This is a genomic window from Halarchaeum nitratireducens, assembly GCF_014647155.1.
Classification (GTDB): domain Archaea; phylum Halobacteriota; class Halobacteria; order Halobacteriales; family Halobacteriaceae; genus Halarchaeum; species Halarchaeum nitratireducens.
Map to the genome: position 1 here is coordinate 91,465 of NZ_BMOQ01000003.1, position 12,434 is coordinate 103,898.

Genomic DNA, 12,434 nt, shown 5'->3' on the forward strand with positions numbered 1-12,434 from the left:
TGACGGGGCCACGTCGCCCCGATGCAGGACGCGACCCGCGTGCTGGCCGGCGACTGTACCGTCTCATACGAGGACGCAGAACGCACCGAGAAACGCGGCGAGGTGATCGTGCTCGTCAAACCCGACAACACCGTCCTCGTCCACGACTCCGACGGGTATCAGCCCGCGTCGTGGCTGACGCGCGCCGACGTGGTCCGTTATGCGAGCGACGCGGACGGCGCCCGCATCGTCGCCGGCTCCGGGACCGAACGCCTCGACGTGCGGAGCCACGAGACGACGCTCGACACCTTCGCGCCCGTGACGCCCGCCGGTCCCGAGGTGGGGACGTGCCCGGACTGCGACGGTCCGCTCGTGCGTGCGCGCGGTGACGTCGTCTGTGTCGGCTGTCGAGCGCGCTACCCCGTGCCGCGGGACGCGACGGTGCTCGATGAGACGTGTGCGCGGTGCGGACTACCGCGGATCCGCGTCGAACGCGGCGCGGTCTTCGAGGTCTGTCTCGATCGCCACTGCGAGCCGATCGACGCGGCGGTGCGCAAGCGCTTCGACGGCGCGTGGAACTGCCCCGCCTGCGGTGGGGCCCTCCGCATCGAGCGGCGCAACGCCCTCCGCGCCCGCTGTGCGGCGTGCGAGAACGCGTACGCGGTCCCATCGGGCACCGTCGTCGGCGAGTGCGACTGTGGCGGGCCGCGCTTCGAGACGCCGAGCGGCGAGCGCTGTCTCGCCACGACGTGTCCGGCGCGCGCGCCGTAGACCCCGCGTTTCGGGGTGCGTGACCCGAACGCGAACGACGGCCGGCGAGACGCGGGCGCCGCACCGTAGGCCCTTTGGTCGCCCACGTCGCACGGTGTCGGTATGAACGGTCACCTCCGGGGGGATCGGGTCGTCGTCGGCGACGACGCCCGTCAGCGGTTCCACGACGCCAGCGGCTACGGGGTGCCGCGAAGCGGGAACGAGATCGCCCTCTCGCGCGTCGAGGCGGCGCACCTCCTCTTCCGCGGCGAGCTCGACGCCGTCGAGGGAATGGGGTTCCGCGAGTTCCTCGCGGCCGGCGACAGCGGCTTCAGCACCCGCTTTCTCGTCTACACGGACCTCCGGGACCGGGGATTCTACCTCTCGCCCGCCCGCGAGGACTGGATCGACGAGCCGGGCGACGAGGACTTCGTCGTCTATCCGCGCGGGAAGGGGCCGCGCGACGACGAGATCGCGTACCGCGTCCGCGTCGTCGGCGAACGCACCGACGTCCCCGCGTCCGAACTCGGAGACACCGTGCTCGCCGTCGTCGACGAGGAGTCGGAGCTCACCTACCTCGAAACAGAACGCGTCACCCCCGAGGGCGCCACCGAGTACGACCTCGGCGAGCCGGCCGAGGGCGTCCTCCTTGACGACCGCGTCGTCGTCTGGGAGCCCCCGACGGCGCTCCACCGCTCGGCCTTCTACGGGCAGGAGCTCTCCAGTCGCGCCTCGGACGTCGGTGCCGTCCAGCTCTCGCTCGTCGAGGCCGCGTACCTCGCCGCCGAGGGCGATCTCGTCCTCCCCGAACGGGACGGCGACGTGAACGCGCTCGTCGAACGCGGTCGCGCGGTCGAACGCGGGCGCTTCGACAGACGGCTTCGGACGTATCGAGAGCTCCGGGATCGCGGCCTCGTCCCCAAGACCGGGTTCAAGTTCGGCGCGGACTTCCGCACGTACGCCGACGTCTCCGACGTCGAGGACCTCGGACACTCCGAGTGGCTCGTGCGCTGTCTCGAACCCGCCCACGTCTTCGACCCGCGCGACCTCGCGCTCGACGTCAGACTCGCCCACGGGGTGCGGAAGCGAATGGTTTTTGCGCTGGCACACAGAGACGACATCACCTGGCTCGCCGCGAGCCGACTCACGCCCTAATTTATGACTGCAGACCACACGGACACGGCCGCGACGGACGGCGGGACGGAGACCACGGACGGCGCCGACGAGCTCGCGCTCGATCCGTGGGGATCCTCGACCGTCTCCGACTACCGCAAACTCTTCGAGGAGTTCGGCATCGAGTCCTTCGAGGACGTCCTCGGCGACGTTCCGACCCCCCACTACCTGATGCGGCGGGCGATCATCTTCGGCCACCGCGACTACCGGCGCGTCCTTGACGCGATGCGCGCCGACGAACCGTTCGCCGCGCTCTCCGGGTTCATGCCGACGGGCGACCCCCACATCGGCCACAAGATGGTCTTCGACGAGATCATCTGGCACCAAGAGCAGGGCGGCGACGCGACCGCGCTCATCGCCGACCTCGAAGCGCACGCGGCGCGCGACCTCTCGTGGGCGGAGATCGACGAGCACACGCGGGATTACCTCCTCTCGCTTCTCGCGCTCGGCTTCGACCCCGACGAGGGGACGCTCTATCGGCAGTCGACGAACCGAGACGTCCAAGACCTCGCCTTCGAACTCGGGATCGAGGCCAACTTCTCCGAGTTCCAGTCCATTTACGGCTTCGACGGCGAGACCGACGTCTCGCACATGCAGTCCGTCGTCACGCAGATGGCGGACATCCTCTCGCCGCAATTAGACGAGCCGAAGCCGACCGTCGTGCCCGTCGGGCCGGATCAGGACCCGCACGTCCGATTCGCGCGCGACCTCGCCGCCCGAACGCGGTACTTCGGCGTCACGGAGGCGTACGCCTCCTTCGAGGTCGACGGCGACGCCGAACGCGCCCTGCTCGCGCGAGCCTACGACGCGCTCGCCGACCCCGACGCGCTCGCCGACCCCGACGCCGACGAGCCGGTGCGCTGCGTCGCCGCGGCCGACTGGCTCGCCGACGCCGATCTCGGCGACGACCGGGCCGCGGCCCGCGACGGCGCCGTCGAGAAACTCCGCGCTGCTGGCAAGGAGCCGCTCCGTCCGCGCGTGCGGTTCCTCGACCGGAACGCGACGGACGAGGCCTTCGAGGCCCTCATCGAGGCCGTCGAGGGCGAAAAGCGCGTCTTCGAGGGTCACGTCGACAGCTTCGAGATGGACCGCGGGGCCGCGGCGGATCTCGCCCGCGAAATCGAGGTCGATCACGGTGGCTACGGCTTCGTCCCGCCCTCCTCCATCTACCACCGCTTCATGACGGGGTTGACCGGCGGGAAGATGAGCTCCTCGATCCCGGCGAGCCACATCAGCCTCCTCGACGATCCCGCAGAGGGGTACGACAAGGTGAAGGCGGCGACTACCGGCGGCCGAACGAGCGCCGAGGAGCAGCGCGAACTCGGCGGCGAACCCGACGACTGCCCGGTGTACGAACTCTACGCCTACCTCCTCGCGTCCGACGACGACGAGTTCGCCGAACGCGTCTACGAGGAGTGCCGAGAGGGCGAGCGCCTCTGTGGCGACTGCAAGGAACAGGCGGCGACGCTCATGGAGGAGTTCCTCGCGGAGCACCAGGAGAAGCGCGCGGAAGTCGAGGAGCGACTCGACGCGGCGGACATCGAACTCGAATCGCCGCGACGGCGTTGATCTAGATCTCGGTGTCGTCGGGCGCGTCCTCGCTGTACCGCCCGGAGAAGCGGTCCGTCTGACTCAGCAGGTAGACGTTCCCGAGGCCGAACAGCGCGGCGCCGCCGAGGGCGAGCCCGGGCAGGGGACCGCCGCCGGTATCCGGGATGTACGGGTATTCGAGTGCGAGGTCCTCGACGATCGTCTCCGAGTCCGGGAGGACGCCGCTCCCGACCGCGTCCGGCGGTTCCTCGCCCGCCGCCGGACCGCCCGGTTCGCCGCAGACGATTCGCGCGACCATCCCGAGCGTCTTGTGCGGGATGCAGTAGTAGTCGTACGTCCCGGTCGCCTGGAACTGGTAAGTGAACGTCGCGTCCTGCTCTTGGAGCGTGCCGCTGTTCCACGGCTCGGCGTCCTCGGGGATGAGGTCGTTGCTCGCCTGCGGGTTCGACGAGGAGTACGACGTCGTCGAGTGGCTCCCGCTCGCGTTGACCCACTGGACGTAGTCGCCCGGCTCGACGTAGAGCCCGACCGGATCGAAGAGGTAATCCGATCCCTCCGTGTGCATCTCGACGACGTACGGATCGCTCTCCGTCCCCGATCCCGTCCGGGGATCGTCGCCCTCACTCTCCTGTGCGGCGGCGGAGCCGACGATACCGCTCGCGGCGAGCCCCGCGCCACCTGCCTTGGTGATGAACTGCCTCCGTTTCATAACAACGCCGTCCGTGGAGGAGTGTACTCAGCCCCGGATTGAGTGTGTTTCGATCGTCTACTCGCGCTCTCGCCAGCGCGTAACCGAAACAAGGATGTACGTAACCGGGTAACAGCCAAGTAGCGACGAGTACCGAGCGCCGCTGGCGCGTCGGGACTTCGAAACCAAACAATGAGACGCGAAACGGCCATCATACTGGTGCTCATCGGCATCGTGCTCATGCCGATGTGGGGCATCGCGATCGCGAGCGGAGGGAATAGCTTCGAGCAGATCCCCCTACAGTCAGGGGCGGACGTCTCACTCGCGCCGACGGGACAGTTCGTGACGATGCCCACGGAGATCTCGGTCTACGTGGCCGGCATCGTCTCGTGGATCGCACTCTTCGCGCTCGTCGGCGTTCTCTACGCGCAGGTGCGATACGCACACAACGTGGGGAGACGGACGGAGCCACTGTATCCCGACGAGGGCGACTCGCTTCCGTACATGCCGGACTTCCTCCACAACGCGCACAGGCGGATCATCGCGTATTATCCCGCGGACGCCAGTCTCAGAGCCGTCTGGCTCATGGGTCTGTTCACGTTCCTGAGCGCCGTCTTCGCCGTGCTGTTCGCCGGCGAGGTCATGGGGCTCTCTCGGAACCAGTTCCTCGGGTTCTACGGTGCGATCCTCGCGCTCTCCCTCTCTGAGACCGTCCTGATGTACTACACGCACTTCATGCCGACCATCGAGGTCGCGGAGGAACGCGATCACTGACCATGTCCACGAACGACGACACTGACGCCGACACCGACGCCCAGGCACAGTCCGAGGTCGACTACGAGGAGGACCGCCTCCAGTCGACCCGGCGGAACGCCGCCAAGTTCTTCGCGGCGCTCGGCGGCGCGGCCGCGATCGGGAGCTTCGCCGTCACCGGCCTCTACGGCCTTGACGAGTCCGCGCTCTCGGGCGGCCCCGACTACAACTACCAGACGCTCTACACGCAGGGCACGCGCATCGTCGACGGGGAGGGCAATCCCCTCTCCGTGGACGCGATCGAGGAGGGGAGCGGCGAGAGCATGACCGTCTTCCCCGAAAAGGAGGGCGGCGGCGCGCTCCAGGTCCCCGTCGCCACGACGCTCCTCGTCCGGTTCTCCGAGGACGACTACAGCGAGCCGACGATGCTCGACGGGACCGCACAGGGGTACTCGGCGTACTCCGCGGTCTGCACGCACGCCGGCTGTACGGTCTCCCAGCGGACCGGCCCGAACAACCGGGACTTCCTCTGTCCGTGCCACCAGAGCCAGTTCAATCCTCAACAGGGGGCCGAAGTCGTCAGCGGGCCCGCGCCCCGGCCGCTGCCCCAGCTCCCCGTCGGGATCGCCGAGGACGGAGACCAGCTGATAATCGCCACCGGCCCGTTCGAGGCCCACATTGGGGCCGGGGAGTAACCGATGAGCACGATCACCGACTCCGACGAGAGCGAGGAGGCCCAGCAGTACGACGGGAGCCGCGTCTACCGCTGGCTCGACGACCGCCTCGAACTCGGCGACGAGTTCCTCGGCAAGGCGTTCCCGGAGGACCGCTACGCGTCGTTCCTCCTCGGTGAGGTCACGCTGTTCAGCTTCGTCTTCCTCGTCCTCACCGGGACGTTCCTCGGCCTGCTCTACCGCCCGGGCGCCGCGGACACCACCTACCAGGGCATCGTGGCGAACTACGCCGGGACGGAGGTTCCGATGGCGTTCGCGTCCGTCCTGCGGATCACCTACGACGTCCCGATGGGGATGTTCATCCGGATGGTCCACCACTGGGGGGCGTACCTGTTCGTCGCCGCGATGGGGCTCCACATGCTCCGCGTCTTCTTCAGCGGTGCGTACCGGAACCCGCGCGAACTCAACTGGGTCGTCGGGTCGACGCTGTTGTTCCTCGGCCTCGTCGAGGGGTTCATGGGGTACGCGCTCCCCTTCGACGAGTACGGGTCGACGGCGACCGGGATCGGGTTCAACCTCGCGAGCTCCATTCCCGTCATCGGCGAGACGCTGACGAAGATCGTCTTCGGGGGGCTGTGGCCCGACAACGCCGGCACCATCCTCCCGCGGATGTTCTTCTACCACACGTTCCTCATCCCGCTGATCATCGGCGGCCTCATCGCCGTCCACATGTTCCTGCTCATCCGGCAGAAACACACCGACCAGCAGTCCGGGCGCGACGCCGAGGCCGATGTCGAGGTCTCCGATGAGTCCCTCGTCACCGGTGTTCCGCTCCTCCCGAACCAGGTCGCGGTGGTGCTCATCGTCTTCCTCTCGACGTTCGCCGTCCTCTCGCTGCTCGCGGGACTCTTCCCCGTCCAGCGCCTCCCCGTCTGGGGGCCCAACGACCCGTTCAGTACGCCGGGCGGGGTCGCACCGGACTGGTACTTCATGTGGGTGTTCGGCCTCCTGAAGATCATCCCCGACTTCGTGCCGCTCGCGGAGTTCGTCGGCGGCGTGCTCCTCCCGGGGGTCATCGCCGGCGTCCTCGTGCTCTGGCCGTTCGTCGACTACACGTCGGACGCGGTCCACTTCACGGCCGATCCGATCGAGCGGCCGGCTCAGACCGCCGTCGGCGTCGGAGCGATCGTCTTCGTCATCATGCTCTCCATCGCCGCGATGAACGGGACGGTCGCCGAGGTCACGGGCATACCGACCGGTGAGGTGACGGGCTACCTGCTCTACCTCAACATCATCGTTCCGCTCGTCTGGGGGGCCATCACCTACCTCGTGCTCAAGCGTGGCGTCGAACGCCGTGCCTCCGACGCCGTCCCGAGCGACGACGACTCGGACGTGGCGAACACCGCGGTCTCCGACGACTAACACTCACACACTCTTCGATGTCTTCGCTTTCGCCGCGGCGCTATCGTGCGCTCGATCGCCTAACGAAGCTCCTCGGGCTCGTGCTGTTGACCGTCGCGCTCGTTCCCGGGACGCTTCACGGCCCGCTCAAAATCGCCTGCGGGCTTCTCGGACTCGCGCTCGGTGTCGCGACGGTGTTCGTCGAACCCGATACCGACGCCGAGGACTGATTACGCCGCGTCCGCGAGCGCGCTCCGCAGGCGCGCCTCGTCGACCCGGTGCTCGAACGTGACACTGCCCTCGACCTCGACGTACGGGACGCGCTCACCGTACTCGGCTTCGAGCTCGGGGTCGGCGTCGACGTCGTGCGTCGTCACGGTCACCGCGACGTCGAGGTCGTCGACGACGTTCTCGATGGTTCGCTCGGCTTCGTCGCAGAGGCGACACTGCTCTCGTCTGTAGACGGTGATGGCGACGCTCATCGTCCGACCCGGTAGACGAGTGCGAGGAGCGCGGCACCGACGAAGAACGTGAGCACGCAACCGACGATCTGGACGATCATCACGCCCGCGCCGCCGGTGTACTGCCACGGTCTCCCGACGAGCGTCGCGATCGCGACGAGCGCGAGATAGACGCCGAGGACGGTTCCGAGTGCGTCGAACGGATCGTAGCCGGCGAGAGTTCCTGCCATACCCGTATCTCTCTGCGTCGTCGCCCCTAACGCTACCGGATGCGTCCGCGCGACCGGTCGCACCGCTCGTCGATCGAGAGCGGGCCGAGCGCGATCTGAACACTGGCCGCCGCTCGTCGTCCTCGCGTCGTCGTGCGTTCGAATCTCGCCGCGGCCGGTTCACGCGTCGCTCCGCGAGCGGTGTACGGGCCGAGCGCGATTTGAACACGCGACCGTCTGGTTAAAAGCCAGACGCTCTGCCGGACTGAGCTATCGGCCCTCATCGGGTACGTGGTGGGGGCGGCGTTAAACGTTTACCATCCGCTCATTCGAGGTACTCTTCGAGGGCGTCGGTCACGACGGCCCCCGGAGTCACGTCCTCGACGGCCGCCCGTCGTCTGAGCTCCCGATAGGTGTCGAGCGGGAGCGAGACGGTGAGCTCGCCGGGCGTGACGCCGCGCTCGCGCAGCGCGTCCTCGATGGGCCGACCGTCGTTCACCTCGCTGGCGATCGCGCGCACCTCGCGGACGGTGAGGTCGTTGTCGATGGCGGCGAACGCGAGCTGATAGCGCGCTTCGCCCCCGACGCGCGCGATGTGCTTCGCCGCGGTCGGTGCGATATGGCCCGCGGCGACGTGTCGACGGACGGGACGCGGGAGGTCGTGGACGCGCGCCCACTTTCGGATGAACGAGACGGTGACGCCGTCGCCGGCGCGCTCGGCCGCGGCCTTATAAGACCCCTCGGCGCGGACGAGCGCCGCGCAGGCCGCCGCCCCGCGGAGCATGTAGAACCGATCGTCGCCGAGCTCGCCGCCCGCGAACGATGCGACGGTCTCGGCGGCGTCGGCGACGCTCTCGGGATCGGTCGGATCGAATTCGACGGCCTCCTGTGCGCGCTCCCCGGCGACGCGCTCGTCGCCGCGGATGACGGGTCGCCCCACCGGTGACTCGCGGTCCGTCGGCGGAATCTCTGACCCGTCGCTCATATCCTTGCTAGAACGTCTCCGATATAAATCTCTACTCCTCGGCGCGCCGCTCGCTGAGGTGCTCCCAGATCTCGGTGCACCCCGCCCCCGGCTCGACATCGTCGAGATGATCGTCCCCGTCGCGGCCGGCCTCGGTTTGTGTCTCTGCCATGTGCCCCTTCGTACGACCCCCATCGGTATAAGGACGCCCCAGAGCGCACTACCCGCCTTTGCTTCCGGGTAGTAGTGATTCCCGCCCCTTTCGACGACGCCGAGCGACCCGTCGAGATACGGGTACATCGTCGCCTCGAAAGCCCAGGACGCGGGGAGTCGGCGGACGCGACAGATCGCGGTCGTGCCATCGGACCCAGTACCGGCAACAAAGTCTGCTTATCCGGTCCCGATTCCGACGCGGCGGTCGATCAGATCGTGTGTGTCTCGCCCGTGTCCGGCGCCGTCGCGTCGTAGCCGTCGGCGCGGAGGTCGGCGGCGAACCGACCGGTCGCGTCGCCGTGCACCGCGAAGACGCGCGCGTCGCGGTAGGCGTCGAGGAACGAGCGGAGACCGTCGCGGTCGGCGTGTGCGGAGAAGTCGAACGACGCCGTGCGCGCCGCGATCGGGAGGGTGCGCCCGTCGAACTCCGCTCGACCGCGTTCGAGCAGGTCGTAGCCCGGCGTTCCCGGGACCTGATGGCCGACGAACGCGACGAGGTTCGTCGGGTCGCCGCGAATCGCGGGGACGTACGTCATCGCCGGGCCACCGGTGAGCATCCCCGACGTCGTGATGACGACGGCGTTCTGCTCGGCGATGCGTTTCTTCTGACCGCGCCCGCCCGTGACGAAGCGGGCGTTTCCCATGGCCGCGCGGAACGCTTCGGGGTCGCGGAGGAACCCGTCGACGCCTCGCAGCCGTTTCGCCACGTCGACCCCCATCCCGTCGACGTAGCAGTCGATGTCGTGTGCCGCACAGACGAGCATCGCTTCCTGCGTGCGTCCGACCGCGAACGCGGGTACGACGACGGTCCCGCCTCGGTGAACCGTCTCCCTGAGCTCGCGTGCGAACCGCCGTTCCGTCTCGCGCCGCCGCCCCCGACTCACGTCCGCGTACGTGCTCTCGCAGACGACGACGTCGGCGTCGGGGCGCGCCGTCGAGCCCGAAAGCAGGCGTTGTCCCTCCGTGTGGAAGTCCCCGGTGTAGAGCAAGCGGGTGTCGTCGTCCCCGGACTGCGTTCTGCTTCCGTCGGGACTCCGTCCCGATTCGTCGACGAGGACGTGTGCGCTCCCCGGGATGTGGCCGGCGTCGAAGAGCGTGACCGTGTGGCCCGCGGCCTCGAACGGTACGCCGTACGCGTGCGTCTGCGAGACTTCGCCGAGCGCGCCGATCTCCGCGCGGGTGAACGGCCGGTCGTAGCGATCGGCCTGTAGCTTCAGAGTGTCCCGGGCGAGGAGGTCGGCGAGCTCGCGCGTCGGCGGCGTCCAGTGAACCGACGGCCGGCGACCCCCCTTCAACAGGCTCGGCACCGCGCCGACGTGATCGAGGTGGGCGTGCGAGACGACGACGGCGTCCGGTTCGACGTCCGGCGGCGTTCTCGCCGGCGTCCCGCCTTCGAGTCCGTAGTCGATGAGGAGCGAGTCGTTCACCAGCAGGGCGCTGCGACCGATGCCGTTCGCCCCGCCGAGGAACCGTACGTCCATCGGTCCGACGCTACTCGCCCGCGGCGTTTGGGCCCGTCGGTCCCGCGACCGGACACCAGTCGAACCGTGTGACTCACCCTCGTGACTTTAGTCGTCGGGGGCCTCACGTCCGAGTACCACGCCATATGAACGAGGGTACGTCCTCTCCGGGCCGGCCGACCGCCGCGAACGCATCCCGGATCGATCCGCCGCCCGCGTTCGTCGAGCGGGCGAACGTCACCGATCGATCGATCCGGGAGGGCTTCGCGGATCGCTGGCCGGAGTGCTGGGATCGGGCCGCGGCCTTCCTCGACTGGTCGTCGTCGTACGATCGAGTGCTGGACGCCGCGAACGGATACGACTGGTTCGCCGGCGGCGCGTTGAACGCGTCGTACAACTGCGTCGACAGGCACGTCGAGGCCGGCCGGAAGAGCCACGCGGCCCTCAAGTGGGAGGGTCGCCTCGGCGAGACGCGGACGTACACGTACCACGACCTCTACCGCGAGGTGAACGCGCTCGCCGCCGCCCTCCGCGAGCGGGGCGTCGAGGCCGGTGACGTCGTCACGACGTACATGCCGGTACTCCCGGAGCTCCCGGTGACGATGCTCGCATGCGCCCGTCTCGGCGCCGTCCACTCGGTCGTCTTCGCCGGCTACTCGGCCGACGCTCTCGCCATGCGACTCGCCGACACCGAGTCGGCGTGGCTGCTCACCTGCGACGGCTACTACCGGCGCGGGACCGCCCACGACCTGAAGCGGAAGGCGGACAACGCCTGTCTCCGCGCCCCGCAGTCGGTCGATCGCATCATCGTCGACCGGCTCGACGACGACCGATCCTACGGCGACAACTACGCCGAGTACGCGACCCTCCTCGACGAGTACGCCGGGGAGACGGTCGATCCGGTCCCCCGAGAGTCGAGCGATCCTCTCTTCGTCATCTACACCTCGGGGACCACCGGTCGTCCGAAGGCTGTCCGACACGCGACCGGCGGCTATCTCGCACAGGTCGCGTGGACGTCTCACGCCGTCCTCGACCTCGAACCCGGTGACACGCACCTCTGCTCGGCGGATGTCGGGTGGATCACGGGGCACTCGTACGTCGTCTACGGCCCGCTCGCGCTCGGGGCGACGACGGTGTTGTACGAGGGAACGCCGGACTACCCCGAGCGGGACCACCTCTGGGAGATCGTCGAGCGCAACGCCGTCGACGTCTTCTACACGGCGCCGACGGTCATCCGCGCGTTCATGAAGTGGGGCGCGGAGCACCCCCAGCGCCACGATCTCTCCTCGCTGCGGTTGCTCGGAACCGTCGGCGAACCGATCGACGAGACGACGTGGCGGTGGTACTACGACCACGTCGGGAACGGCGCCTGTGCGCTCGTCGATACGTGGTGGCAGACCGAGACCGGCGGGATCGTGGTCTCTACGCTGCCCGGCGTCGACGGGATGCGCCCGGGCACCGCCGGCCCGCCCCTCCCGGGCATCTCCGCCGACGTCGTCGACGCGTGCGGTGAGCCGGTCGACCCGGGTGAATCCGGTTCGCTCGTCCTCACCCGCCCCTGGCCCGGCATGGCGCTCGGCCTCGGCGACTCGACGGGCGAGGCGCCCACGGCGTGGCGCTATGAGACGGGCGACGCGGCGGCCGTCGACGCGGACGGCTACCTCCGGCTTCTTGGCCGCGAGGGGAACGCCCTCAACGTCGCCGGGCAGCGACTGGGAACGCGCGAGCTCGAGGCGGCGATCGTCGGCGTCGACGGCGTCGCCGAGGCGGCGGTCGTCGGCGTCGACGGTCCCCAGAGCGATACCGCCCTCTACGCGTACGTCACGCCGCAGCGCGACGCCGGGTCCGCGGGACCGCTGCGCGAGCGGGTGCGTGCGGCCGTCGCGGCCGCCATTGGTCGGTTCGCCACCCCGGATGTCGTCGTCTTCACGCCCGACCTCCCGAAGACCCGCTCCGGGAAGGTCCTCCGGCGCCACCTCCGACAGATCGCCAGCGGTGAGCGAGTCTCCGATACGGAACCGCTTCGCAACCCCGAGATCGTCGGCGAGCTCGAATCGATCGTCGACGGCGTTTCGGAGTAAGGCGAAAACGCGAAACCGAACTCCGAGATAGCGGCTCCTCTCTTCTCACATTCAGACCGTTGGTGACTCTCACCACC

Annotated in this window: 13 protein-coding genes and 1 tRNA gene; 8 read left to right on the plus strand and 6 right to left on the minus strand. The window is 68.9% G+C overall.

Going from position 1 to position 12,434, the window contains the following annotated elements; all coding sequences use genetic code 11:
- The first annotated feature begins 21 nt into the window (after positions 1-21).
- The 3 genes from IEX91_RS04995 (at position 22) to IEX91_RS05005 (ending at position 3,471) form a co-directional block, all read left to right on the plus strand.
- A complete protein-coding gene (locus IEX91_RS04995; protein WP_188877484.1) occupies positions 22-750 on the plus strand; it encodes an endonuclease NucS domain-containing protein in 729 nt (242 codons plus the stop codon).
- A gap of 102 nt (positions 751-852) precedes the next feature.
- Positions 853-1,884, plus strand: coding sequence for a tRNA-intron lyase (endA, locus tag IEX91_RS05000; protein ID WP_188877486.1), 1,032 nt, complete (start codon positions 853-855; stop codon positions 1,882-1,884).
- Positions 1,885-1,887: 3 nt separating this feature from the next.
- Positions 1,888-3,471 (plus strand): tryptophan--tRNA ligase, encoded by a 1,584-nt coding sequence (locus IEX91_RS05005; protein ID WP_188877488.1) that lies wholly within the window; start codon positions 1,888-1,890, stop codon positions 3,469-3,471.
- 1 nt (position 3,472) lies between these two features.
- Here the strand turns inward: IEX91_RS05005 and IEX91_RS05010 are convergent, their stop codons facing one another.
- The gene (locus tag IEX91_RS05010) at positions 3,473-4,162 is read right to left on the minus strand and encodes a plastocyanin/azurin family copper-binding protein (RefSeq protein WP_188877490.1); all 690 of its coding nucleotides are present in this window, start codon (positions 4,160-4,162) and stop codon (positions 3,473-3,475) included.
- A 171-nt stretch (positions 4,163-4,333) separates the two neighbouring features.
- On the opposite strand from IEX91_RS05010, the gene IEX91_RS05015 reads away from it, so the two are divergent.
- Genes IEX91_RS05015 through IEX91_RS05030 form a run of 4 tightly spaced genes read left to right on the plus strand, consistent with a single transcriptional unit; the run spans position 4,334 to position 7,199 of the window.
- Positions 4,334-4,915 (plus strand): hypothetical protein, encoded by a 582-nt coding sequence (locus IEX91_RS05015; protein ID WP_188877492.1) that lies wholly within the window; start codon positions 4,334-4,336, stop codon positions 4,913-4,915.
- Between the two features lie 2 nt (positions 4,916-4,917).
- Positions 4,918-5,589, plus strand: a complete 672-nt coding sequence (locus IEX91_RS05020) for a QcrA and Rieske domain-containing protein (protein WP_188877494.1) — start codon at positions 4,918-4,920, stop codon at positions 5,587-5,589.
- A 3-nt stretch (positions 5,590-5,592) separates the two neighbouring features.
- On the plus strand, positions 5,593-6,990 hold the full coding sequence (locus IEX91_RS05025; RefSeq protein ID WP_188877495.1) for a cytochrome b: 1,398 nt from the start codon (positions 5,593-5,595) through the stop codon (positions 6,988-6,990).
- A gap of 17 nt (positions 6,991-7,007) precedes the next feature.
- Positions 7,008-7,199: a hypothetical protein gene (locus IEX91_RS05030; protein ID WP_188877496.1), complete on the plus strand. Its 192-nt coding sequence runs from the start codon at positions 7,008-7,010 to the stop codon at positions 7,197-7,199.
- On the opposite strand, the gene IEX91_RS05035 is transcribed toward IEX91_RS05030, so the two are convergent.
- From IEX91_RS05035 to IEX91_RS05055, 5 genes are all read right to left on the minus strand, one after another.
- Positions 7,200-7,451 carry a glutaredoxin family protein gene (locus IEX91_RS05035; RefSeq protein ID WP_188877497.1) on the minus strand — a complete coding sequence of 84 codons (252 nt, stop codon included), beginning with the start codon at positions 7,449-7,451 and terminating at the stop codon, positions 7,200-7,202.
- Positions 7,448-7,660, minus strand: a complete 213-nt coding sequence (locus tag IEX91_RS05040; protein WP_188877498.1) for a hypothetical protein — start codon at positions 7,658-7,660, stop codon at positions 7,448-7,450. The genes IEX91_RS05035 and IEX91_RS05040 overlap by 4 nt, the downstream gene beginning before the upstream one ends.
- A gap of 185 nt (positions 7,661-7,845) precedes the next feature.
- Positions 7,846-7,919 (minus strand) — tRNA-Lys (locus tag IEX91_RS05045).
- A gap of 45 nt (positions 7,920-7,964) precedes the next feature.
- A complete protein-coding gene (locus IEX91_RS05050) occupies positions 7,965-8,624 on the minus strand; it encodes a DUF7119 family protein (RefSeq protein ID WP_188877499.1) in 660 nt (219 codons plus the stop codon).
- A 401-nt stretch (positions 8,625-9,025) separates the two neighbouring features.
- Positions 9,026-10,297 carry an MBL fold metallo-hydrolase gene (locus tag IEX91_RS05055; RefSeq protein WP_188877500.1) on the minus strand — a complete coding sequence of 424 codons (1,272 nt, stop codon included), beginning with the start codon at positions 10,295-10,297 and terminating at the stop codon, positions 9,026-9,028.
- A gap of 125 nt (positions 10,298-10,422) precedes the next feature.
- Between IEX91_RS05055 and IEX91_RS05060 the strand changes: the two genes are divergently transcribed.
- Positions 10,423-12,357: an acetate--CoA ligase gene (locus IEX91_RS05060; protein WP_188877501.1), complete on the plus strand. Its 1,935-nt coding sequence runs from the start codon at positions 10,423-10,425 to the stop codon at positions 12,355-12,357.
- Positions 12,358-12,434: the final 77 nt, after the last annotated feature.

What these genes read in the sequence shown, in the direction of transcription:
- IEX91_RS04995 (WP_188877484.1), top strand. Translation starts at nt 22, where the DNA reads ATGCAGGACGCGACCCGCGTGCTGGCCGGCGACTGTACCGTCTCATAC.
- endA (WP_188877486.1), top strand. Translation starts at nt 853, where the DNA reads ATGAACGGTCACCTCCGGGGGGATCGGGTCGTCGTCGGCGACGACGCC.
- IEX91_RS05005 (WP_188877488.1), top strand. Translation starts at nt 1,888, where the DNA reads ATGACTGCAGACCACACGGACACGGCCGCGACGGACGGCGGGACGGAG.
- IEX91_RS05010 (WP_188877490.1), bottom strand. Translation starts at nt 4,162, where the DNA reads ATGAAACGGAGGCAGTTCATCACCAAGGCAGGTGGCGCGGGGCTCGCC.
- IEX91_RS05015 (WP_188877492.1), top strand. Translation starts at nt 4,334, where the DNA reads ATGAGACGCGAAACGGCCATCATACTGGTGCTCATCGGCATCGTGCTC.
- IEX91_RS05020 (WP_188877494.1), top strand. Translation starts at nt 4,918, where the DNA reads ATGTCCACGAACGACGACACTGACGCCGACACCGACGCCCAGGCACAG.
- IEX91_RS05025 (WP_188877495.1), top strand. Translation starts at nt 5,593, where the DNA reads ATGAGCACGATCACCGACTCCGACGAGAGCGAGGAGGCCCAGCAGTAC.
- IEX91_RS05030 (WP_188877496.1), top strand. Translation starts at nt 7,008, where the DNA reads ATGTCTTCGCTTTCGCCGCGGCGCTATCGTGCGCTCGATCGCCTAACG.
- IEX91_RS05035 (WP_188877497.1), bottom strand. Translation starts at nt 7,451, where the DNA reads ATGAGCGTCGCCATCACCGTCTACAGACGAGAGCAGTGTCGCCTCTGC.
- IEX91_RS05040 (WP_188877498.1), bottom strand. Translation starts at nt 7,660, where the DNA reads ATGGCAGGAACTCTCGCCGGCTACGATCCGTTCGACGCACTCGGAACC.
- IEX91_RS05050 (WP_188877499.1), bottom strand. Translation starts at nt 8,624, where the DNA reads ATGAGCGACGGGTCAGAGATTCCGCCGACGGACCGCGAGTCACCGGTG.
- IEX91_RS05055 (WP_188877500.1), bottom strand. Translation starts at nt 10,297, where the DNA reads ATGGACGTACGGTTCCTCGGCGGGGCGAACGGCATCGGTCGCAGCGCC.
- IEX91_RS05060 (WP_188877501.1), top strand. Translation starts at nt 10,423, where the DNA reads ATGAACGAGGGTACGTCCTCTCCGGGCCGGCCGACCGCCGCGAACGCA.